The sequence below is a fragment of the Candidatus Enterococcus leclercqii genome, assembly GCF_009933135.1.
In the GTDB taxonomy this organism is placed as follows: Bacteria; Bacillota; Bacilli; order Lactobacillales; family Enterococcaceae; genus Enterococcus_C; species Enterococcus_C leclercqii.
Genome location: NZ_MAEH01000009.1, coordinates 293261 through 317482 on the forward strand (window position 1 = coordinate 293261; position 24222 = coordinate 317482).

Annotated in this window: 21 protein-coding genes; 5 read left to right on the forward strand and 16 right to left on the reverse strand. The window is 42.7% G+C overall.

Annotation, left to right across the window (positions count from 1 at the left end; genetic code table 11):
* Positions 1-3 precede the first annotated feature (3 nt).
* From BAU14_RS03650 to BAU14_RS03705, 12 genes are all read right to left on the reverse strand, one after another.
* On the reverse strand, positions 4-822 hold the full coding sequence (locus BAU14_RS03650) for a purine-nucleoside phosphorylase (RefSeq protein WP_161898715.1): 819 nt from the start codon (positions 820-822) through the stop codon (positions 4-6).
* 133 nt (positions 823-955) lie between these two features.
* Positions 956-2122: a phosphopentomutase gene (gene deoB, locus BAU14_RS03655; RefSeq protein ID WP_161898716.1), complete on the reverse strand. Its 1167-nt coding sequence runs from the start codon at positions 2120-2122 to the stop codon at positions 956-958.
* Positions 2123-2675: 553 nt separating this feature from the next.
* Positions 2676-3629 carry an ABC transporter permease gene (locus BAU14_RS03660; RefSeq protein ID WP_161898717.1) on the reverse strand — a complete coding sequence of 318 codons (954 nt, stop codon included), beginning with the start codon at positions 3627-3629 and terminating at the stop codon, positions 2676-2678.
* The gene (locus BAU14_RS03665; protein WP_161898718.1) at positions 3629-4780 is read right to left on the reverse strand and encodes an ABC transporter permease; all 1152 of its coding nucleotides are present in this window, start codon (positions 4778-4780) and stop codon (positions 3629-3631) included. Before BAU14_RS03665 ends, BAU14_RS03660 begins: the two co-directional genes overlap by 1 nt.
* Positions 4773-6365 (reverse strand): ABC transporter ATP-binding protein, encoded by a 1593-nt coding sequence (locus tag BAU14_RS03670; RefSeq protein ID WP_161898799.1) that lies wholly within the window; start codon positions 6363-6365, stop codon positions 4773-4775. Before BAU14_RS03670 ends, BAU14_RS03665 begins: the two co-directional genes overlap by 8 nt.
* Positions 6366-6669: 304 nt before the next feature.
* A complete protein-coding gene (locus BAU14_RS03675; RefSeq protein WP_161898719.1) occupies positions 6670-7800 on the reverse strand; it encodes a BMP family lipoprotein in 1131 nt (376 codons plus the stop codon).
* A 145-nt stretch (positions 7801-7945) separates the two neighbouring features.
* Positions 7946-8341, reverse strand: coding sequence for a cytidine deaminase (locus tag BAU14_RS03680; protein WP_161898720.1), 396 nt, complete (start codon positions 8339-8341; stop codon positions 7946-7948).
* A 19-nt stretch (positions 8342-8360) separates the two neighbouring features.
* Positions 8361-9023 (reverse strand): deoxyribose-phosphate aldolase, encoded by a 663-nt coding sequence (gene deoC / locus BAU14_RS03685; protein WP_161898721.1) that lies wholly within the window; start codon positions 9021-9023, stop codon positions 8361-8363.
* Positions 9024-9074: 51 nt separating this feature from the next.
* Complete coding sequence (locus BAU14_RS03690) at positions 9075-10376, reverse strand: pyrimidine-nucleoside phosphorylase (protein ID WP_161898722.1); 1302 nt, start codon at positions 10374-10376, stop codon at positions 9075-9077.
* Between the two features lie 291 nt (positions 10377-10667).
* Positions 10668-11681: a LacI family DNA-binding transcriptional regulator gene (locus tag BAU14_RS03695; protein WP_161898723.1), complete on the reverse strand. Its 1014-nt coding sequence runs from the start codon at positions 11679-11681 to the stop codon at positions 10668-10670.
* A gap of 172 nt (positions 11682-11853) precedes the next feature.
* Positions 11854-12459 carry a class I SAM-dependent methyltransferase gene (locus BAU14_RS03700; RefSeq protein ID WP_161898724.1) on the reverse strand — a complete coding sequence of 202 codons (606 nt, stop codon included), beginning with the start codon at positions 12457-12459 and terminating at the stop codon, positions 11854-11856.
* Between the two features lie 5 nt (positions 12460-12464).
* Positions 12465-13034: an SGNH/GDSL hydrolase family protein gene (locus tag BAU14_RS03705; protein WP_161898725.1), complete on the reverse strand. Its 570-nt coding sequence runs from the start codon at positions 13032-13034 to the stop codon at positions 12465-12467.
* A gap of 258 nt (positions 13035-13292) precedes the next feature.
* Between BAU14_RS03705 and coaA the strand changes: the two genes are divergently transcribed.
* Complete coding sequence (coaA, locus tag BAU14_RS03710) at positions 13293-14216, forward strand: type I pantothenate kinase (RefSeq protein WP_161898726.1); 924 nt, start codon at positions 13293-13295, stop codon at positions 14214-14216.
* 134 nt (positions 14217-14350) lie between these two features.
* Positions 14351-15916, forward strand: coding sequence for a glutamine-hydrolyzing GMP synthase (gene guaA, locus BAU14_RS03715; protein ID WP_161898727.1), 1566 nt, complete (start codon positions 14351-14353; stop codon positions 15914-15916).
* A 216-nt stretch (positions 15917-16132) separates the two neighbouring features.
* On the opposite strand, the gene BAU14_RS03720 is transcribed toward guaA, so the two are convergent.
* The 3 genes from BAU14_RS03720 to BAU14_RS14200 all read right to left on the reverse strand — a co-directional run bounded on the left by BAU14_RS03720 (position 16133) and on the right by BAU14_RS14200 (position 20145).
* Positions 16133-17863 (reverse strand): AlwI family type II restriction endonuclease, encoded by a 1731-nt coding sequence (locus BAU14_RS03720; RefSeq protein WP_161898728.1) that lies wholly within the window; start codon positions 17861-17863, stop codon positions 16133-16135.
* Between the two features lie 11 nt (positions 17864-17874).
* Positions 17875-19743, reverse strand: a complete 1869-nt coding sequence (locus BAU14_RS03725; protein ID WP_161898729.1) for a Dam family site-specific DNA-(adenine-N6)-methyltransferase — start codon at positions 19741-19743, stop codon at positions 17875-17877.
* Between the two features lie 129 nt (positions 19744-19872).
* Entirely contained in the window at positions 19873-20145 is a 273-nt protein-coding gene (locus tag BAU14_RS14200) for a hypothetical protein (RefSeq protein WP_237580398.1), read from the reverse strand.
* Positions 20146-20360: 215 nt separating this feature from the next.
* Here BAU14_RS14200 and BAU14_RS03735 point away from each other — a divergent pair, with 215 nt between their 5' ends.
* The 3 genes from BAU14_RS03735 to BAU14_RS03745 all read left to right on the forward strand — a co-directional run bounded on the left by BAU14_RS03735 (position 20361) and on the right by BAU14_RS03745 (position 22554).
* Positions 20361-20897 carry a hypothetical protein gene (locus BAU14_RS03735; protein ID WP_161898730.1) on the forward strand — a complete coding sequence of 179 codons (537 nt, stop codon included), beginning with the start codon at positions 20361-20363 and terminating at the stop codon, positions 20895-20897.
* A gap of 410 nt (positions 20898-21307) precedes the next feature.
* Positions 21308-21967, forward strand: coding sequence for a helix-turn-helix domain-containing protein (locus BAU14_RS03740; protein WP_161898731.1), 660 nt, complete (start codon positions 21308-21310; stop codon positions 21965-21967).
* Between the two features lie 161 nt (positions 21968-22128).
* A complete protein-coding gene (locus tag BAU14_RS03745; protein ID WP_237580399.1) occupies positions 22129-22554 on the forward strand; it encodes an ECF transporter S component in 426 nt (141 codons plus the stop codon).
* Between the two features lie 351 nt (positions 22555-22905).
* Here BAU14_RS03745 and BAU14_RS03750 read toward each other — a convergent pair whose 3' ends face one another.
* Positions 22906-23946, reverse strand: coding sequence for a helix-turn-helix transcriptional regulator (locus tag BAU14_RS03750; protein WP_161898732.1), 1041 nt, complete (start codon positions 23944-23946; stop codon positions 22906-22908).
* Positions 23947-24222 lie beyond the last annotated feature (276 nt).

Genomic DNA, 24222 nt, shown 5'->3' on the forward strand with positions numbered 1-24222 from the left:
TTTTTATAGTTCAGCTAATGTCTTTTTCACCAGGTCTTTGAATTCACCTTTCACCCGTTCAGTAGTCGCAACTACCTCTTCATGATTGAGGTTGGCTTGCATACCGGCAGCCAGATTGGTGATACAAGAGATTCCCAAAACTTTCAAACCACTGTGGGCGGCCACGATAACTTCCGGAACAGTGGACATCCCCACAGCATCTGCACCGATAGTCCGAGCCATCCGAATCTCAGCCGGCGTTTCATAAGTTGGACCTGAAAAGCCCATATAGACGCCTTCTTTTAGATGCAAGCCGCTTTTTTGACCAACTTTTTTAGCAACTTCTTGATACGCTGGAGTATAAGCATTACTCATGTCAGGAAAGCGCGGTCCCAATTCTTCATCATTTGGTCCGATCAATGGATTTGTTCCAGTAAAGTTGATTTGATCCGTGATCAGCATCAAGTCTCCTGGCTCAAAGTTTTCATTGACCCCGCCACAGGCATTGGTCACAATCAATGAATGGGCGCCTAATGCTTTCATCACCCGCACTGGATAAGTCACGGTCTGCATGGAATGCCCTTCGTAAAAATGGAAACGACCTTGCATCGCCAATACTTTTTTACCAGAAAGTGTCCCGTAAACGAGTTGTCCTGCATGACCCACTACCGTTGATACCGGAAAGTGGGGGATTTCATTGTAAGGAACCACTACTTTGTCTTCGATTTCTTCGGCTAACTCTCCCAATCCTGAACCCAGAATCAGTCCGAAAGTAACTTCGCCAACACCTTGGCTCTTAATAAATTCTGTGGTTTCCTTGATGGCTAATTTTAATTCAGTCATAATGTCCTCCAGATTTTTTTCTTTTGTCACAACTTTTATCCACATATCGAAAGCCTAACCCACATTGCTCCACTTATCCATGCGGGATAGGCTCTCGTATTTCAAGTAGTAAAATCCTCTTTGCAAATGATGCTTATTTCAAATCTGCCAAAAAGCTCTTGCCATTTTCAGTTGCCGGTACGCTGAAGTTTTCAGCAATCGTTGCAGCAATATCAGAATAGTACCCTTGTGGCAGTGCGCCTTGGCCGCTGAATTTCTTGCTGTAAGCCAAAAGTGGCACATATTCCCGCGTGTGGTCTGTTCCTGGGAAGGTGGGGTCATTGCCGTGATCGGCCGTGATCAATAGCAGGTCATCTTCCGCCATAGCTGCCAACAATTCAGGAATCCGCAAGTCGAAGTCTTCGATAGCATGGGCATACCCCACCACATCGCGGCGATGGCCATAAAGTGCATCAAAATCTACCAAATTGGTAAAACTCAGACCCGTAAAGTCTTGCTTCATCACATCCAGCAATTTATCAACACCATCCATATTGCTCTTGGTTCGGACTGCCGCTGTGATGCCTTGACCGTTAAAGATATCGTTGATTTTTCCGACGGCAATCACATCTTTGCCATTGTCTTTCAGTGAATCCAAAACCGTTTTACCAAAAGGATCCAACGCATAGTCGTGACGATTTGGCGTCCGGGTAAAGTTGCCTGGTTCACCCACATAAGGACGAGCGATAATACGGCCAATCATATAAGGTTCATCTTTTGTAATATCCCGGGTGAATTGGCAAATACGATACAGTTCTTCCAATGGAATGATTTCCTCGTGGGCTGCAATCTGCAAGACTGGATCGGCAGATGTATAGACAATCAAGTCGCCGGTTTTCATCTGATGTTCGCCGTAGTCATTGATAACTTCAGTGCCGGAATATGGTTTGTTGCAGACTATTTTGCGACCGGAAAAGTCTTCAATCTGTTTTAGCAGTTCTTCCGGGAAGCCATCAGGAAAAACTCGGAAGGGCTTTTGAATATTCAAGCCCATGATTTCCCAGTGGCCAGTCATCGTATCTTTACCCACCGAGATTTCTTCTAACTTCGTAGCATAGCCGTCATGACCATTGATTGCTGTCACACCTTCTAGAGGACGAATGGTCCCCAAGCCCAATTGTTCCAGATGCGGGATGTTCAGCCCAGCTTCTTTGGCAATATGTCCCAACGTATCGGAACCCTTATCACCGAATTTTTCGGCATCTGGTGCTTCGCCAATCCCTACTGAATCCATTACGATTAAATGTACACGTTTAAACATCATTAAAAACCTCTTTCCTTTTTTGTTAAACCAGACATTTTCTACACTCTTATCTTACAAAAAAACTCTCAAAATGACCCGTCTCAGCTATCCAAAATCTCTGCGCCAAGCAGTCTCATTTGCAAAGTCTTTGATACCAAACTTGAACATACCATTAAGAAAAACAGACAAGCCACGTTGCAGCCCAACAATCCTGCCAAAATAAATATTTTTGCAGCAACGCGTCTACGCCCAGCTTTCGTCACAGACTACTCATCACGTTTTCAGAACGTTCCTCTCTAAAAACAGACAAGCCACGCTCCAGCAACAGTTCTGCAAAATAAATATTTTTGCAGCAACGCGTCCACGTCCAGCTTTCGTCATTGACTACTCATCGCGTTTTCAGAATGCTCCTCTCTGAAAACAGACAAGACATGCTCCAGCAACAGTTCTGCAAAAATAAAGAGCAAGACAAAGAAACACTGTCCCTTAGTCCCGCCCTTTTTACAGTCCAGCTACTCACAGATTGCTTCTGCAAGTAGCTAGGCAACGTCTTGTTTCTCTGAACAAGACTCTATTTAGTTTTGATATAGTTGGTACCGTTAGCTTTTGGTCCTGAAGCTTTTCCGAGGAAGAGAACCAGCACCAAAATGGTCAAAGCGTATGGCGCTGCTTGCAAGTATACATCCGGGATAGAAGAAATCACAGGGATGTTTTTGCCGGCGATACTGATGTTCTGAGCAAAGCCGAAGAAGATCGCCGCACCCATGGCACCTAGTGGATTCCATTTACCAAAAATCATAGCTGCCATGGAAATGAACCCCTGACCGGCGATAGTGGTAATGGCAAACCGTCCGGAGATGGACTGTGCGAAGACTGCACCCCCCATACCTCCAAGAAAACCAGAAATTAAGACGCCGGCATAACGCATGACATAGACGTTGATTCCCAATGTATCGGCTGCCTGCGGATGTTCACCAACTGAACGCAAGCGCAAGCCAAATTTTGTTTTGAAAATAACGAACCAAGCCAAGATTGCCACTAAAATGGCAAAATAGGCCGGCAAGAAGGTATCCTTGAATAAGATTGGCCCGATCACTGGAATGTCTTCCAAAACTGGAAAACTAAAATACCCCAGGCGACGTTCAATACCATCTGTCTGCCCTTTATTGTACAGCACTTTTACCAAGAAGATAGCTAGTGATGGTGCCAGCATATTCATCACGGTACCACTGATGATATGATCGGCACGGAAATTGATGGTAGCCACTGCATGTAGTAAGGCGAACAAGACGCCCGCCAATCCACCGACAAGCATTCCCAGCCATGGTGTCATCGCGCCAAACTGGTTGGCAAATTCCAAGTTGAAGACCACCGATGTAAAGGCCCCCATGACCATGATTCCTTCCAAGCCGACGTTTACGATCCCGCTGCGCTCAGAGAAAACACCGCCTAATGCCGTCAAAATCAACGGTGTAGAGTAAATCAACGTTTGTGTAAAAATCGAGGCGATTTGATTGAGATCCATTACAACGTCCCCCCTTCTTCATCTTGGTCAGCAGGTTTACTTTCGACATCTTCAACAACTGCTACTTCTTTTTTGCCGCCAAAAATTTTGGCCAGCAGGAAGCGAATAACAAAGCTGATTCCGACAAAGAAGATGATGATGGCAATATCCACATCCACTAATTCTGAAGGAATGTTGACCATCTGCATCCCGGGACCGCCAAGTTTCAAAATACTGAATAACAAGGCTGACAGTAAAATACCGACAGATGAGCCACTCCCCAACAAGGAAACGGCCATCCCGTCAAAACCGATACTCAATGAGGCCCCTTGCGTAAAGTAGTTTTGGAAAGTTCCCAAGCCGTAAACAACGCCGCCCAGTCCTGCCAAAAAACCCGAGATAATCATGGAAACGATGATGGTCCGCTTGCTGCTCATACCGGCATACTCGGAAGCATCCGGGTTCAAACCTACTGCGCGAATCTCGTATCCTAAAGTTGTTTTCTTCATCAGGAACCAAACCAGCACTAGAAAAGCAACGGCCAGGAAAATACCGATATTTAAGCGAGAGTTATTGGAGATGCTTCGCAAAAATTCAGTCTGCAAAGTCCCGTTAGCTCCCACACGATTGGAAACGCCGGTATTTGAAATCAAATCTTTAGACATCACATGGGTCACGATATGGTTCGCCGTGTACAGCAAGATATAGTTCATCATAATAGTAACGATTACTTCACTTGTACCAAAGAATGCTCTGAGAATCCCCGGTACAGCCGCAGCCGCAGCGCCAGCCAATGCTCCTACAATCAATGCTGCTGGAACTACCACAGCTTTTGGTGCATTTGGCATCGAGAGGGCCACCCAGATACTTGCCACCCAACCGCACAATGCTTGCCCGGAAAGCCCGATGTTGAAGAAACCCGCGGAATTGGCAACGGAAAATCCTAATGCAGTAAAGATCAATGGGCCCGCAGTTACAAAGATTTCCCCGATATTACGAGGGTTAATCTGTTTGGTTTGCGGGTTCAAAAATACGGTGCTGAACATTTGCCGATAGCCGTTGACTGGATCATATCCGAAAGCAGCCATGATAACGCCACCCAGAATAAATCCTAACAGCACAGCAATGATAGGCACCATAATATTGCGGATCGTCTCTGAACGATTATTCATTGCTGACACCTGCCTTCTGTTCTTTAGCCGATTGATTCACAGCGGCGTTTGCTTGGGGCTCTTCCGATTTCTGAGACAACTGGGCCCGGGCTTCTTCCAATGAATAACCCGCCATCAAAAGCCCCAGTTCATTTTCACTGGTTTCTTTTGGATCCACAATCCCTACGATTTCACCGCCATGAATAACTGCGATTCGATCGGAAACATTCAGAATCTCATCCAATTCAAAGCTGACCAGCAGTACTGCTTTGTACTTATCCCGTTGCTCAATCAAACGTTTATGGATAAACTCAATGGCCCCTACATCCAAGCCGCGAGTCGGGTTAGCCACAATCAAAAGATCCGGGTCTCGATCGACTTCGCGGGCGATAATCGCTTTTTGCTGGTTCCCGCCGGAAAGCGCCTTGGCCGGTACCAACTCATTGGTCGTACGTACATCGAATTCTTCAATCAGTTCGCGAGCGTGTTCATTGATCTCACCATAGTTCAAAATACCGTGATTGCTCATCGGTACTTGATAATACGTCTGCAAGGCAATATTTTCTGCCAAAGACATTTCCAAAATCAAACCAAATTTGTGGCGGTCTTCCGGTACATGTCCTACACCTTTTTCAGTGATATAACGCGGACGTCTGTTGGTCACGTCATCTCCGTCAATTGTGATGCGGCCACTTTCAACCTTACGCAACCCAGTGATTGCTTGGATCAACTCTGATTGACCGTTGCCGTCGATTCCCGCAATACCGAGAACTTCTCCAGCACGAACTTCCAAGCTGAGGTTTTTCACTGCATCTAAGCCGCGACCTTCTTTAACGGTGATATTTTCCACAGAAAGGATGACTTCTTTCGGATGAGCGGGTGTTTTCTCTGTCTTAAATGAAACTGACCGTCCCACCATCATATCCGCCAATTCCTGAGAGCTGACATCTTTCACGTTCACAGTACCAATCCCGCGACCACGGCGGATAACCGTACAGCGATCTGCTACTGCTTTGATTTCATCCAACTTATGGGTGATCAAAATGATTGATTTTCCTTCAGCGACCAGTTCTTTCATAATCTTAATGAGTTCTTCGATTTCTTGTGGTGTCAAAACGGCAGTCGGTTCATCGAAAATCAAGACATCGGCTCCCCGATACAAAGTTTTCAAGATTTCCACCCGTTGTTGCATCCCCACCGAGATGTCTCGGACATAGGCGTTGGGATCGACAGCCAACCCGTATCGCTCGGACAATCGCTTGATTTCAGCAGCTGCGGCTTTTTTATTCAACACCCCTAGACGGTTGGGTTCGCTGCCGAGAACGATATTCTCAGTGACAGTAAAGGCATCTACCAGCATAAAGTGTTGGTGGACCATCCCAATTCCTAGACGATTGGCTGCAGTGGGACTAGTCATTCGAACTTTTTCACCGTTGATTAGAATGTCACCGGAAGTCGGTTCCAATAGTCCGGACAATACATTCATCAAAGTAGATTTTCCTGCACCGTTTTCCCCCAACAGTGCGTGAATCTCTCCCGGACGAACTTGCAGATTGATGTCATCGTTTGCTTTGAAGGTTCCAAAGGCCTTCGTGATATGCCGCATCTCGATAACATATTTTTCTGATTCTGCCACTCTCTTCACATCCTTTTCTCTTGCTCTGCGAGACACAGCCTCAGTAGAAAGGGCCCGGCGAACATTTATGCGCTGCCGTTTTTTTGCGTCTCTGATTGCACCAAATTGTTACTGCTTTTTAACCAATGATCAATGATTGCGGTAATGCTGTTTTCAGTTGGGGAATCCACCCCTCCTTATGACAGCGGCTTTGAAAAAAGCTGCTGTCATAAAGACAAAAACCTAAGGAAAAGGTCTTGCCTGTCAAACAGACAAGACCTTAGAGAAATCTTGATTAAGGTTTTTCCGGAACTTCGATCTTACCGTCAATGATTTCTTGCTTAGCAGTTTCGACTGCTTTTTTAGCATCATCTGAAACGTAACCAGCAGTCAAATCAACACCGCCATCTTTCAAGCCGTAAGTCAAGTGTTCGCCACCAGGGAAGTCATCATTCATAGCACGAGTAGAGATGTCTTTAACCGCTGCGCCAACACCTTTCAGAGTAGATGTCAATGTACAATTGTCCTCTGAACCGTCTTTTGTTTTGAATTTACCGTCAGCATCTTGGTCACGGTCAACGCCGATTACCCAAACTTTGTCGTTTTCCAGTTCTGCTTTGGTTTTTTGTTCATTCTTCGCGATTGCTTCTGCAAACACACCTACACCAGTACCGCCGGAAGCGTGGAAAATGATGTCTACGCCATTGTTATACATAGAAGCTGCGATTGATTTACCTTTGTCAGGTGAGCTGAAAGAAGCTGCGTACTGTACATCTACTTTGATTTCTTTGTTCAGTTTTTTAGCAGTGTCTTCCACACCTTTGGTAAAGCCGGCTTCAAAACGATCGATAACTGCGCCTTCTTCGCCACCTACAAAGCCGACTTTGTCAGTTTTGGTAGTATAAGCTGCTGCAATCCCTGCCAAATAAGAAGCTTCGTGATCACTGAAAGTTGCGGAAACAACGTTGTCTTTGCCTTCGATTACATCATCAATCAAACCGAAGTTCGTATCAGGAAATTGTTCTGCACCTGCTTCAATATCATTTTTCAACAGGTAGCCAATCCCAAATACTGTGTGGAAGCCGTTAGTTACGGCTGTGTTGATGTGGTTGGCATAGTCGGCAGCATCTTGTGATTGGAAGTAAGCATATCCGCCGGCACCTTCTTTAAGATTGTTTTCCTTGCCCCACTCTTGCAAACCTTCCCAAGCTGATTGGTTGAAAGACTTGTCATCTACACCACCAGTATCGGTGATCAGAGCCACACTGTGGTCACCAGTTGCTGCTGCACTTGACCCGGTTGCTTCAGATTCACCAGCTGATGATCCTGAGCTGGCACTGTTGCCGCCACCGTTGCCACATGCGCCGAGTACCATTACACTTGCCAACGCTACTGCTCCTAAACGCCACTTGTTCGCTTTTTTCATTTCTGTAAAGCCCCCTAAATTTGATTAGTTTTTTTCTTCAACAGTCTGCTGATAAATCAGAGAACTGAAAGAACGTGGTTTGAGAGCCGCCTCGGCGGACTCTGTGGTCGCAATTTTCATGAATGAAAATCGGCGACAATTTCGCTTAAAGATCTTTGTCTGTAAATGAATAAGGCAGTAATTCGCCTACTGTCGTTTCTTTGATGACACCGTTGTCACCTACGAGAGTTACCGGCATCTCTTGCGGACAAAACTCTGCCATAACTTGGCGGCAAGCGCCACATGGGGAGATTGGGTCCGGTGTATGTCCGGCAATCACCAAGTGTTGAAAATGCCGTTCGCCTTCAGATACTGCTTTAAAAAAGGCGGTCCGTTCCGCGCAATTAGAAAGTCCATAAGACGCATTTTCGATATTCAATCCTTGATAGACCTTGCCTGCTTCAGTGACCAGACATGCCCCCACCGGAAAATGAGAATAGGGCACATAGGCTTTGTCCAATGCTGCTATGGCAATGTCCAGCCATTCTTGCTCAGCTTTCATAAGATTACCTCGTGTTTGTTTAATAGCCTGCGCCTTTGCCACCAGTAATGATAGCTACGCTGGCGCTGGTTCCCAAACGAGTGGCACCGGCTTCTACCATTGCCATCGCATCTGCTTCCGTGTGAATCCCGCCGGAAGCTTTGACGCCCATATTAGGACCAACTGTTTGACGCATCAACCGAACATCTTCTACTGTGGCACCGCCGGTAGAAAAACCAGTAGAAGTTTTCACAAAGTCTGCACCTGCTGCTTGAGCGAGCTCACAAGCTTTGACGATTTCTTCATTGTTCAACAAGGCGGTTTCAATGATTACTTTGACCAAGGCGCGGTCTTTGGCAGCATTGACCACAGCTTCGATATCTTGTTGTACTTTTTTGTATTGCCCTGATTTCAAAGCTCCGATGTTGATGACCATATCCACTTCATCTGCCCCGTTATTGATGGCATCTGTCGTTTCATAAGCCTTGACTTCAGAAGTGTTGGCTCCCAGAGGAAAACCAATCACCGTACAAACAGCGACGGGTTCGCCAGCCAGCTTTTCAGCCGCAAGCTTCACCCAAGTCGGGTTGATACAAACTGAGTAAAAATGATATTTCTTTGCTTCTTCGATGATACGCAAAACAGCTTCTTCTGATGCATCTGCTTTTAAAAGTGTGTGGTCCATCATGCGGTTCAATTCCATTAGTAAAACAGCTCCTTTGATTTGTTAAATACAGTCGTTTCCCACTGCCTGCTACTCTGTAATGATATCATGGATCAGCTCAGGCTCCTCACCAGAAGCCCCAATCTCGATATTGGCATAGAGCAGTTCTTTCACCTCGGTCACGTCTTCTGAGTTGGCATAAATCGTCAACAGTGATTCCCCTGCTGCCACCGGATCACCAACTTTTTTATGAAGTTTCAGACCCACAGCATAGTCGATACTGTCTTCTTTCGTTTTGCGGCCGGCACCCAAAAGCATGGCTGCCACACCGATTTCGTTGGCTACCAATTTGGTGACTACACCAGCAGTTTGGGCCGGCAATTCGATCTCATAATTGGCTGTGAGCAGTCGCTCCGGTTGGTCCACCACGGTGTCATCCCCGCCTTGATTGCGGATCATTTCTTTGAATTTTTCTAAGGCAGCACCGGATTCTAGCGCCTCTTGCAGCATTTGCCGCGCCTCTGCTAAGGTCTCAGCTGCTTTGGCTAGGACAACCATCTGCGAACCCAGCGCATAGCACATTTCCAACAAGTCAGCCGGGCCGTTTCCTTGCAGTGTTTCGATAGCTTCTACGACTTCCAGGCTGTTTCCGATGGCTTCACCCAATGGCTGAGACATATCAGAAACCACCGCCATCACTTGGCGATCTGCTAATTTGCCGATACGCACCATGGTGTGAGCCAGACGTTTGGCGTCTTCGATATTTTTCATGAAGGCCCCATCGCCGGTAGTCACATCCAGCACGATTGCATCGGCGCCAGCTGCGATTTTTTTACTCATGATCGAGCTTGCAATCAGCGGAATCGAGCTGACAGTGGCAGTCACATCTCGTAATGCATACAGTTTTTTATCCGCCGGTGCTAAATCTCCCGACTGACCGATGACAGCAACTTTGCTTTCATTAACGATGCGAATGAAATCCTCATCTGCAATCTCAATCTGGAAACCCGGAATGGCTTCCAGCTTATCCAAGGTGCCTCCGGTGAAGCCCAAACCCCGACCTGACATTTTGGCTACCGGTACACCGATTGCCGCCACCAAGGGAGCTAAGACCAAAGTTGTCGTATCACCGACACCACCGGTTGAATGCTTGTCGACTTTGATTCCTTCGATAGAGGACAGATCAATGACCTCTCCAGAATGGGCCATCGCCAACGTCAATTCCGTAATTTCTTCATCCGTCATATCCTCAAAATAGATAGCCATCAAGAGTGCACTCATCTGGTAATCTGGAATCGTGCCATCGGTATACTTGTCGATGATAAATCGTATCTCTTCTTTTGATAACACCTGACCATCACGTTTTTTTTCAATCAAATCCACCATTCGCATGGCTATTCCTCCTAGTCAGTCATTCGCCTTGCTTCATCCTTTCCTTCTAAAAGAGAAAGCTACCTGAAACTACAGCGTTTTGAACGATGCTTTTGCCAAAGTTCAGAACTTGTCAAAAGCGAAATCTCTGCTGACCGAATATCAGCCGTCACTTGATTAAATTACAAAGCCACAGTCGATTCGGTGCTATTATACATGAAAATATCGCTGAGTAAACCACTTTAGTAAAACAGTTTACCTCGCACTCCTTTAATCTTTAAGCGCTTACAAAAGCAATATACAGCGTTATGATTAGTTTGTCAACCTCTTCACACTCTCACGAAGAATTAATTTAGTATCAAATACTTTATTGGCAATCCGCCGTTCCGGAAACTCAATGGCATCAATCAAAAATTTTGCCGCGTGAAAACCAATTTCAAAGCTAGGCTGTTCTACAGTAGTCAAAGGTGGCGTGATGTATTGTGCCAGGTTCAAATTGTCAAAACCGATAACCGAGATATCTTCCGGCACTTTTTTGCCTAGCTCATAAATGGCCTGGTAGCAACCGATTGCCATCGCATCATTGCTACAAAAAATCGCTGTCAGTTCCTTTTGCTGCAACAGCTCTCTCGCAGCCAAGTAACCACCTTCCACCGTCAACTCTCCAGTAGCAACATAGCGACCTTTAAAAGGGATGCCGCCATCTTTCAAAGCATTTCGATAGCCGTTGAAACGCTCTTCTAGCTGATAGTATCCCGTGCTCTCTTTCAGCATCCCAATCTCTCGATGCCCTTCCCTCAGCAAATAAGTGACTGCCTGATACGCACCCTCGTATTCTTTTACAATCAAGCGACCATTTTCCCGCTGGTTGATCCCCCGGTCGATAAGAATAATCGGCATGCCCCGATAAAAATCGCTGCCCAATGCATAAGCTTCCGGCAGTTGGTGAGGCGTCGCAAATAAAACCCCGTCCACAGAACGGTGCCGCAGCTCTTCTAAGTAGCCCAGCTCTTTTTCTTGGCTTTGTTGCGAGTTGCACATCACGACCATGTAGCCTAAAGCATTAACATACTGCTCGGCACCTTCCACAATCTTAGAGAAAAAATAATCGGTAATATCTGGAATAATCATACCAATCGTCTTGGAGCGTCGATTAATCAAATTGGAAGCAAAAAAATCCGGCTTGTAATTGTATTTATTGACGATTTCCCACACGCGCTGGCGAGTCTCTTGGCTGAAGCGGGTTCCTTTGTTATTCAAAATTTGGGAAACCGTCGTAACGGAAACCCCGGCCATTTCAGCAATCTGTTTGATCGTCAATTTCATTTCGACACATCTCCTTCACACCGACGGGCTGCTTCCTTTCTGCTTATAACAGGTTTTCTCACGCAACTTCATCTGGTTGCTCGCTCTCGCCGGTAATTCAGCCCCAGTGTATCAAATTTCCCAATGAAAAAACAGCTTTCTCCGCAAAGATGAGAAAGCTGCCTCAAATGGCTTATTCTTTGGTACTACGCAAAATGTAATAGCCTTTGTCTTTGATGACCGTCTCGCAATTGCCAAAAACATCCAGCATCTTCTTTTTGGCACTGGGCGCCCCTTGTTTTTTCTGAATCACGATAGTCAGCGTGCCCCCCACAAGCAGGTGTTCATAGGCGCCAGTAAGAATCTCATGCACGACCTCTTTTCCAGCCCGGATTGGCGGATTTGAGACGATGGCTGCATAAGGTGCCTGCGTCAGCGCTTCGTAGATGTTGGAAACGTGAATCGTGACATTTTCGATTTGATTGCGCTGCGCATTTCGCTGAGCCAAATCTACCGCCCGCTGGTTGACGTCGATCATTTCTACCGAACGCTCGCCCACTGCCGCTAGCGCTAGACCAATGGGCCCATAGCCGCAGCCGACATCCAAAATGCCCCCTGCTTGCGGCAATTCATCAAAATCAAAGGCATCAATCAATACCCGGGAACCATAATCGACAGTATCTCGTGAAAACACACCACTGTCAGTCACAAAATGAAAACGGCGGTCCCGCAATTGAAAATCCCATTCTTCATAATCATGAGGCAGATCAGGATTTTCGGAATAATAATGGTTGGTCATACAGATCATCCAATCAATTTATTTTTAATGTCGCGAGCGATTAACCCGCCATACAAATGATACCCGAATTTCGAAGGATGTAAACCGTCCTCAGAAATAAATTCCAAAGGCTCAGGATAAACCATCTCATGGTGATACATATCAATAAAATTGACACCCGCTTGAAGGGCAACTTTTTTCCCACGATCATTGTACTCTTGAATAATCACAGGATCTGCTTCCGGCCGTTTTTGCCGATCCACGATTCCTAGTCCTATCAAAATGACCTTTTCAGGTGCAAATTTTTCAATCATCTCACTGAGATTAGCAGCAAAAGCTTCAATCCCCTTTTGATTCAGCGCATCATTGATTCCCGCATTGATCACGACAAAGTCCGGTTCTTCTTTGACCGCATCCGCAATTCGCGCTAAAACCTCAGTAGTTCCTTCTGCTCGTTGCCCCAGATTTACCATTTCATAGCCGGGAAAACCCATCCCTGCCAATTCGTCGATGATGAAGGTATCCAAGACATTACTGGGTTGCCCTTCATACAAGCCGGCAGCGATAGAATCACCGATAATCACGATTTTTTTCATTGTTGCTACCCCTTTCTCTGATGGCTGCCGTCTTTTTTATGGACCACTGGCAGCCTGCTTTCTACTTTTTTCAGTTGGGACACAGATGTTGTGCCCCGTCGTTTTCATCTTAGCACGAGACGCCGGTTCCACGCATTTATTTACCCTTCGGCGACTATTTCCACAGGTTTTGTGTTAAACTGTTGTCGTGTGAAATTCATTGATTTCACCTACTGCGGACTGCTTTTTTCTGCAGATCACTCATCCAAGGAGCAACAGATGGCTGAAAATATGAACTACTATCAGATCCCCAGAAAAGAGTGGCAGGGCTTTTACACCAGCGGCAGCAATCCATTGACGCAGACGGAACTGGATAGTATCAAAAGTTTGAACGACCGAATTTCGATGCAAGACGTGGAAGATGTCTATATTCCCTTGTGTCATTTGGTTCATTTATATATGAAAGAAGCGGAATCACTGACTTTGAGTAAAGGGCTCTTTTTACACCGCTACTTGAAGACACCGCCCTTTGTTATTGGAATCGCAGGCTCGGTAGCCGTAGGAAAATCTACAACTGCACGACTAGTCCAAACCCTTTTGTCCCGCCTGTTTCCCAGACGCAAAGTTCAATTGATTACGACAGATGGTTTCTTGTACCCCAATCACGTCTTAAAAGAACGGGGCATCATGAATCGCAAAGGCTTCCCAGAAAGCTATGACATGGAGCATTTGATCCAATTTCTCAATGAAGTAAAATCTGGCCGACCCAACATCCCAGTGCCGCGGTACTCTCACACCGTATACGACGTGATTGAAGACGAATATGAATATATCGACTGCCCGGATATTCTAATCGTAGAAGGTATCAACACCTTGCAGCTCCCCCAAAACGAGCAGATTTACGTCAGCGACTTCTTCGATTTTTCAATCTTCGTCGATGCTGAACCTGAATTAATTGAGCAGTGGTACTTGGAACGTTTCGAGTCACTTTTAGGAACGGCCTTTTTGGACCCCACCAATTACTATTACAAGTTTGCAATTGGGGACCGTCAGGAAGCACTGGACATGGCTCGCGGCGTATGGGAAAACGTAAATTTAAAGAATCTTAAAGAGTATATCTTGCCTACACGAGGTCGAGCAGATATAATTCTCCATAAAACAAAGCACCATCTGATTGACGAGATTTACCTGCGAAAGTATTGAGAAGCTTAGTCGCTCTTCAATTTTTCCGCAAACTGCTCCACCAACCGCGCTGTATCGAGAGGACCGACGGCTGAAAGACTTTCGTTGTCGGCAGCTCTTTACTATAAAAAATCTAACGAATAGAGGGATAATCTGTGACAAACGTTGACAACATGCCGGACGTTGAAAAAATCATCGTACTAGACTACGGCAGCCAGTACAACCAGCTGATCACCCGCCGCATCCGTGAATTCGGTGTCTTCTCAGAATTATTGAGTCACCGCATCACCGCCGACGAAGTGAAAGCCATGGCACCCAAAGGGATCATCTTGTCAGGCGGCCCCAACAGTGTATATGACGAAGGTGCATTCGGAATTGATGAAGCAATCTTTGAGTTGGGCATCCCAGTCTTAGGAATCTGTTACGGGATGCAGCTGATGACCGACCGCTCTGGTGGGAAAGTCGAACCAGCCAAGAACCGCGAATACGGAAAAGCCGAATTGGAAGTGTTGACGGATGACGCAGTATTGTTTGAAGGCACACCAAGAAAACAAATCGTCTGGATGAGCCATGGTGACTTGGTAACACAAGCACCTGCTGGTTTCGAAGTGGTCGGCACAAGCGCTGACTGTCCGATTGCAGCCATCCAAAATCTGGATAAAAAACAATTTGGGATTCAATTCCACGCCGAAGTCCGCAACTCGGAATACGGCAACGAACTCTTGAAACACTTCGCTCTGGACGTTTGCCAATGCAAAGGCGACTGGAGCATGGACAACTTCATCGACATGCAAATCGCTAAAATCCGCGAACAAGTCGGCGATAAAAAAGTCCTATTAGGCCTTTCCGGTGGTGTCGATTCTTCTGTTGTCGGCGTCTTGCTGCAAAGAGCTATCGGGGATCAACTGACTTCGATTTTTGTCGACCACGGTCTCTTGCGCAAAGGCGAAGGCGACCAAGTCATGGAAACACTAGGCGGCAAATTCGGCTTGAACATCATCCGGGTAGATGCCAAAGAACGCTTCTTAGGCAAATTGGCCGGTGTTTCTGATCCGGAACAAAAACGTAAAATCATCGGTAATGAATTTGTGTATCTCTTTGATGACGAAGCTACAAAATTAGCCGGAAAAGAAGGCATTTCCTTCTTGGCTCAAGGCACACTCTATACCGACGTCATCGAATCCGGAACAGAAACCGCCCAAACCATCAAGAGCCATCACAATGTTGGCGGATTGCCAGAAGACATGCAGTTTAAGCTGATTGAACCACTGAACACCCTCTTTAAAGACGAAGTTCGCGCATTAGGCACTCAGTTGGGCATGCCAGATGATATCGTTTGGCGCCAACCCTTCCCAGGGCCAGGTCTTGGTATTCGCGTATTAGGGGAAATCACTGAAGAAAAACTAGAAGTCGTTCGGGAATCCGACGCCATCCTGCGGGAAGAAATCGCTGCAGCCGGCCTCGACCGCGATATCTGGCAATACTTCACCGTCCTACCAGGCATTCGCTCGGTTGGTGTTATGGGCGACGGCCGCACGTACGACTACACAGTCGGTATTCGCGCAGTCACTTCCATCGATGGCATGACCGCTGATTTCGCTCGCATTCCTTGGGATGTGCTGCAAAAGATCAGCGTCCGCATCGTCAACGAAGTGGCCCACGTCAACCGCATCGTGTATGACATTACGAGCAAGCCACCTGCTACGGTCGAGTGGGAATAAAGAGCCAACAGAATATGGATGGGGAATGCCGATAAATCAACGTTTTTCAACTTCTATAACGCTTGATTTCCATAAAAAATTAAATGGTTCCCTACCATTTTCCCTACCAAAAAAATCCCTGCTAAGGATCATCGTAGCAGGGATTTTTTTATTTACCATAATCAAGATGGTATTTTCAATTTGTTGTAAAGCATATTCAAGTGCTCAATGCACTAATTAAACAAATTCAACAAAACTTGAAATTTCTTTGTTTATTTCTTTTTTCCATAAAGGGGCGTGTGCATTCCTAGGTAGTAAGCACCGATCAAGGAGTAACCTGAACTCTTCATTCGAAAATTGATTACTTTGAAATTTAGTCATTATCCCAATAAATTGTTCTAGCGTCATAGGTACGATGTTAATAAAATCAGGAACATCGCCATGATACCAAACTCCGATTCTAAATGTTTCTGCTGTATTATTATCAATAGAACCTGCAATAAAAAGACCATAGACAGGTTTATCATAATTGTCTTTTTCTACAGCTATATGCCTTCTGACAGGTTCTCCTTCTGCTGCTTCCTGTCTAGATGAGGAGGTCAGTGTAACCTCAACTACTAATACATAGTCTTCAAACTCAAAAATTATGTCTGGACCATTTCCTGGTGCAGTTCCGACAGGGTAAAAATCTTGATCAATTTTGAATCTTCTAGCATGATAAGGTTTATTTCGTAAATTATTTATGGAAAGAAAAGCGCGCCAAACTGCCCATTCCAAGTAAGCTGGTTTATCATCTACAAGAATATCTTCATTCCTTTTTCCGTTAATGACGTCAAGATAGTCAATAATTTCTTTTATGTTTTCATCGGTTTTTTGACTAACTGCATAATCTTCTTCATCAATTGCAGCTTTTTGAGATTCCATTCTGATTTTTTTCTGCTGAAGCAGAGGAACTTCTTCAGTTAAAAGTTGTTTTCTATTTATTGACTCATCAAAATACTTACTTAAACGAATTATTTCTTCAATCAAAACTTTTTTATCGTCTGTAGGAATTGGGTATCCGTTCCATAAGTGGTATAAGTACATTTCTTCATTAACAGCAAATGTCGGTTCAGTAGCCAGTATCGAATCAATAATTAACTTCTTATCAAGATTTAAAGTGATACCTCTTCCTTTTCTGGAAAAGAGCCCTGTTGCTCGAAGGTATCTAAAATTTCGTTCAGCATAAGTATTAGCACTATCTTCTTTTACCTTTAAGCCGTAAGTCTTTAGTATATTTTCTCTGAACTCTCTATCCACCCTACTTTTTTTTACTTTTCCTTCAACTTTATCACGTTTTTTTCGATGTTCAATAATTTTTTCTATAACATTATCTATTTCATCATGAGAATATACTGCCTGTAGAGCAACCATTTCAGATGTGGAAAGTCCTCTCGTTTCATTATCAGTTTCCATTAGTCTTTTTAAAACCTGTAAGACAAACACAAATGGTTTAAACTTCCCTTTAACATCCTTTAGGGATTGGACTGCAGAGGGCAGTTCATAGCAAAGCAAAGCTCTAAGCATAACATCTTGCGCTTCAGATACATGTTCTATTGTAGCAAGACGATAGCCTTGAGGCGTGATTTGATAGGGGTTTCCACTTAAATTAAGTTCAGGATGCTGATCGACAACCTTTAAAATAACGCCATCTTTTTTATCCTCTGTAACTTTCCGAGAGAACTTGTGTGTTATAAAACCTAATTGAGAAAAACAAGATCTCCATTTTCTGCCTGAAGAATCAATATCGCTTTTTTCACTTAAGGCAATAACTCCACCATCACCTAATACTTTGGCAAATCCAGCTTCGTTTTCAACGCCAATAATGTTTCCATTATATTGAGAGTTTAGTAACGTATTCAAACCACTGGAAATTCTATTTGGATTTCTAACTGTAGTATTGCCAAACCCCCACATTACTTTAGCCATTTAATCACCCCTTAATAACCTACAAATAAATATTCCAAAACATCATTTTTATTGTTACCAACTTTATGTTTATGATTTCCAAAAGAATACTTGTAATCCACTTCAATAATTTTCAAATTGGAGAAATAGCGAGACATTATTTCCATCATTTCTTGCTTATTAGGAAGAGAATTTGATGAATATGACACAACGACAATTTTATTGCTGTACTTCTTAAATAATTGGTCAAACGCTTCATAAGTTCCCTTTTTAGTACTAAAAGCGGTTGGATAATTTTTAAACTTTTTTGTCTTGGTATCCCATTGCATTTCAACGTTTTTCCAATTCTTTGCCAACCCCTCAACAAAGTGATATCTCCTAACGTATTCGTTATCACTCAAAGGACTAAAATACGGTGGATCAATATACACTAAATCCGCATCGCATTCTAAAGTCAATGCATCTTCGTTGAATATTCTATTCTCTTTCCCGTTATCAAATATGCTTTCATTGATTTGATATACAGCTTCCAAAAATTGGTCTTGTAGAGTTAGTTTCAAATCTCTTCTTCCATCATTATATCTGTTACCTGTATAAGTAAAAATCCCTCTTGGTCTCTTTTTCAAGCAAGCTCGCGTTAATGCAGCAAGAATTATTGAACGTTTGTATTCATTTTCTTCAAGATGCATATTAGTTCTGATAAGGTCAATAAAATTATTATCCTCATCAGAAAAATATAACCCTTTAAATGTTTCCGAAACAAATGTATCCAATTTTTCAGGTAGCGTATTGATCATTTTATCAATATCATCACCTGTAACAGTAACATTATTATTCTCAACAGTAGCTTTAGACATATTAGAAGAAAATGTCATATAGTCATTAGAAAAAACTTGTTTTCCCAAAGTCTTAAATAAATAACTCACAGAACCACTTCCACTAAACAAATCCAGAACTGAATCATAATCAAAATTGGACACAACTCCATTAATTGAGCTTAGTAATTTTTCTTTGCTGCCCATATATCGAGTTGAAGGAAACTTATTATTTTGTTCAGGAATCGTAACTGGTGAAGACGCAAATTTACGAGTCCCAGAATAGTTTTTTACGATAATATCTTGCCCAGTTCGTTTAGCTGCATTACTATTAATCATTCTTTTCGTTTCAAATACCTGTATATCAAAATCTTTATACAAATCTAAAATCAATGGATGAGCGGAATTGGTAAGCATTACATAGCATCCAAGTTCCGTTAATCTTTTCACCTCAATGGCCAATTCTCGTTGGTCATTTAAGCCAAACTGTTCTTTAGTATACCTTTTGAAATCAGAATACTCAGAAATAGGCATGTAGGGTGGATCCAAAAAGATGAAATCCCCAGGCTCAGCATATTCTCTTAAAACTTCTTTGTAGTCAGAATTATAAATATTTGTTCTTTGCAACTGTTGACTTGCAGCTCTTAAAGCAACCGCGTCTAATATCTTAGGATTTTTATACTTTCCAAAAGGAACATTAAATTCTCCCTTTTTGTTAACTCTGTATAAACCATTAAACCCTGTTCTATTCAAAAATACTGTTCTTGCTGCACGTTCAATATTGCTCAATCCATTTGTATTCAATGATCGAACTTCATAATAGAAATCTTTATCATAATAGTATTTTCCAAGCTCTGATATAAGCTTTTCGACATCATTAGCTACTACTTCATATAGATTAATAAGTTCTTCATTGGAATCTGAAATAATTGCTTTCTCTGCCTGTTCAGAAAAATAAAGTGCACCTCCACCGATAAATGGCTCAATATATTTATTATAATTTCTAGGCATATTTTCATGCAATACCTGTAACATTTGAGTTTTACCACCCGCCCATTTTAAGATGGGTTTTAAATTCTTTTCCATAAAAAATATACCTCTCTCTTTTTTACTGCAGAAATAATTATAGCATAAAAAAAGAGAGACGTCCCTCTATTTAGAACGTACGTTCCTTATCTAAATTTCACTAAAAATTATCCGATTTGCACTCCTTTATTACCTAGCCCTAATATTTTCAAAGCACACAACATACCCCGCAAAATCTCCCCATCGTTTTCTTTCTTCCGGTAACTTAAGCTTTTCCATCCAGTCACCGTTTAGTTCCATTTGTTCTACCAACTTATGAAATGCCTTTAAATTGATAATAAATGTATTATGAAGACTGGTTCTTAATTTATCCTTCTCCTGTTTTTCTTCCCTTGAAAAATAATTCCATTCGGTTCTCATTTTAGAATAGGCTAAAGCTGAATTTACTACTTCTTCCCACAATTCGTGTAAATAATCATCTTAATTCTCCAGTACCTTGAAGATTGAATTATAAATATCCAATGAATCTTCAAATGATAGCGAGTCATTATTTCTTTTACATATCTATAACGAAATGGCACGATTGTAAGATATAAGTAATGACATAAAGCTGAGGATAGTTACAAAGGCTATTTTGGGCAGTTTAACATTATATTTATTAAGTTGGAGGAAAGAAAATGCAAATTATTGAAGCGTTATTACGTCAATATCCGTTGGGTTTTTTCTACATATGTAGCGTTATTGTTATCCTATTTCTTCGGTTAAGAATAGAGTTTCTAGAGCGTCCCTTTAAAAAAGAAGTATACCGACGCTACCGCAAAAAGCAATTTCACGAGTTACTGGTAGCGTCACAAGAGGATATACTAAAATATAGTAAATATTCTATTTTGTCTGTGCTGGGAATTGTCAGCACTTTTCTTTTAGCAGGTACTGCATACTATTTTTTGTATCTTGAGGATTTAAAAAACGCATTTCCTATACTCTTAGGAATGCTTTGCAGCATATATCTACAATTTCCCAGAGTCATGTATATTTTAAAAAAAATAAAAATGGATCATTATCTTATCGTACCAAGAAGAAATAAACTTTTTAAAGTGATGCTTGAAATTAAGAAGAAAAATGAATTGACATTTTACTATCAAATTTATCTCACGCTGGGAATGGTTGCACAAATTCTACCTTTTATCATAAGTTTCCAATTTTTAAACATATAATGTCTACTGACTAATTACTCAAAATAAAGACAGCTCACCTAGTCATCAAAACCGGGGCAAGCTGCCTAGAATCGATTGAAAAGTAAAACTAATCTAGCTTTCCCGCCAAAATCCCGCCAGTGAAATCTGACGGGATTTTTAGCATATGAATTCATCATAAGTTTAGGAAGACGGACTGCTGAGCTTATGACGAATTCAGAATTATTCTGTTCAATTCAAGTCAGATACGATAGATTAGAAAGTGAGGCACCACCTATTTGAATGATTCCAGTATAAATGAACAGACATGGTAATAAACGAAAGAAAAAAGCATTTGTGTAGATTTGTCGCGCGGTATATGGGGGATTCTTAATTTCAGCTCTAGGATTTTAATGCGTGTCTAGTGATAATAAAGTGCAGGAGGGATTTTCATGAAGATCGGAATTAAGCTGAAAGAGGCAAGGGTACAAAGAAAATGGACACAGGATTATGTGGCTTCTCAACTACAAGTGTCTCGCTCGACGATTTCAAGTTGGGAGGTGGGTCGTACATATCCTGACTTAGAATCCCTTGTTCGGCTAAGTGATCTTTTTGAAATTTCTCTTGATACTTTATTAAGGGAGGACCATACCATGACAAAAGATTTGAGTAAAAATATCAAGAAGGGTAGAAAGCTAAAGTGGATTGTCGCACTAGTATTGATTATCTGTCTCCCCATTTCCTTTTGGGCAGGTCAAAAGTATAAGAATCAAAGGATCACGTATCTGTCCCCGACGATTGTAACCGCGACGAGTATTCCAGAAAAATTGACCAATGCCGAGCACATTGACTTATCCTTCGATGTCCCTCAAGGTCTCAAGTATCATGGATATACAGAGTTCATTGAGAATAGTGTTTTATATATTTCATTACTAGCTAATTTTGAAACAACTAATAAATCACATGCAGAAAAGGTGGAAATTGACCTTTCGGAACATAGTGATGCTGAGCTAAATAGCTTGAAAAATATAGTGATAGTTGATGGTGAATTTGGCGCACCTGATAAAACATTTGCTGACTTTGAACAAAATGAGATATGGCGCGTCGACTAAGAAGCATAGATAGAATAAAGATGCTACAATATGTAGTATTGCGAGATTTCTCTCAGCTACAAAACATAGCCGGCAAGCGCACCACCAATTTTTCCATTTTATACCCGCTGAGTCAGCCGTCTATTCGACTGACTTTTTAACTATTCTATAGGAGGCTGCTTATGAAGGAACTTTCAGCAACGAAAACTTTTGCTATTTGTGCATTAGCGGTTTGTTTTAATATTGTTTTTGGGACGTTTATTGCTTACGTGCGAATTCCTTTTTTATTCTTGGATGTTGTGGGCACGATTTTTATAGCAGCGAATTTCAAAATGTATTATGGTGTTCTGACCGCTATTGTCACGAGCCTGGTGATCAGTGTCGTGAGCGGGCCGTTATTTTTGCCATTTATCTTTGTTAGCATCACGATTGCAATCATCACAAATCTTATGGCACAAAAAGGCTTTGGCTACAAGCGTGCTTTTCTCACTGGCCTATTGCTGGCGTTACTTGGTTCACTGGTCAGCGCCCCGATTCGCTTAATTATGTTTGGTGGATTCTCCAATTCAATTACGGATTTTCTGATTCTCAGTTTGAAAGCCTCTTGACTAAAGATGATTACAGCAGCTTATTGGGGCGCAGTGACAGATAGTATTGTAGATAAAACACTGTCCTGCTTGTTGGTTGCTTGGATGATGAAACGTCCTGTTTTTAAGGGATATTTCAACCGCCATTTTTGAGACAGCTGCAGGCTTTTGGTATCAACAAAGTGCTTACATATTTTCCTGTCTTCGCGTGATAATCATAAAAAAACTCTTAGCTGCCAGGTACCGCTCTCCAAAAGTCTAACTTTGGGGGGTCACTACACTACTGCTAAGAGTTTTTTTATCTTTATGTAGCTGCGGTCATTGTGATTGCACTATCTTTTTGGATCTGATGGTTTGTGTCAAACACACTTTTCAATCACTATCCAAATCTCTTACATGTTCTTGTTTACCGTCTTTGTAGACCTCATACCCATATAACTCCAGAGCACCGATCATTTCATTGATGGTGTATTCCTTCATGGATGCTGGCGAAAGCACCTTGATCATATCTCCTTGGGTCAACAGCCACATCTTGGTACCATAGCCGTCGTTCACCTGCATTTCCAATGTGTACACATTGCCTTTCTGACTGATGATTTTGGAATCCGGGAAGCGATCCAGGACATACACCGGATCAAAATAGAATTCCACTCTCATGGTGATAGGACGTCCAAAATATGAAAATCTGCCAGTTTGATTTCTGAGCAGTCCACCTTCATAACGTTCGGTATATTCTTTGTGCTGGGCCGAACTTGAAAGTTTCTTCAGATCCTCCATATTGTTGATCCGGAACTTGTTCATATCGGACAAGGTGGCGTTGTCTTTGCCACGATGATTGTCTGAAATCATGTATAAATACATATCTGAGAAATAAAGAGCCTCCGGAGTCCGTCTGAGGGTTTCGGTAGCGCCATTTTTAGAATAGGTGAATTCCACCATGCGATTTTCCTGAATTGCCTCACAAATCAACGGGACGCGATCCAATAAATCGGGTTGTGCCACGCCTTTGTAATGAAACTCTTCATTCAGCAAGAAACGCTGCAAGGTTTCCGGCTGGTGAGCCATGGACATCAGTTTGCCTCGCAGGCTATCTAATTCGTGACGATTGAATACCCGGCTGCCATAGAGGATTTTCAATAAAATCAACAACTCTTCGTCAGTCAGCCTTTCTAAATCAAAAAATTCGCCTTGATCCTTTAATTGATAATTTCCTTTTCCGTCTCGCTGGATTGACACAGTCTCCCGAATGGTTTTTCCTGCGATATCCTCAGAAAGAACATCCTCGATAATTGCGATATCCCTTTGAATTGTGGACTCCTTTTTACCGAACTCTTCCATTAACTCTCGCTTGGTGATTTTTCGACCACTCAGCAGTCGGATAAAAATCATCAATAGTCTTTGCTGCCCGTTCATTTTGCACCTTCTCTATCGCTTATTGTTACCCCCATTATAAGGAAAAAATCTAGAAAAGACACGACCTCTTGTTTCAAGGAAATGCTGGCTAATGTGGTTTTTCTACTTCCAATATATAGTTTCTATTCATGCTTTCTACAATTATTTAAACATCCCTTGCATCCGCACCAGATGAATTCTTTGCTTTAGAAGATACTAGTCACCAATTTGGTTCCAATTTGGACTTTCTTGATATAATGACAACGATTCCTACAAAAAATCAGTTAGTTTGACTTG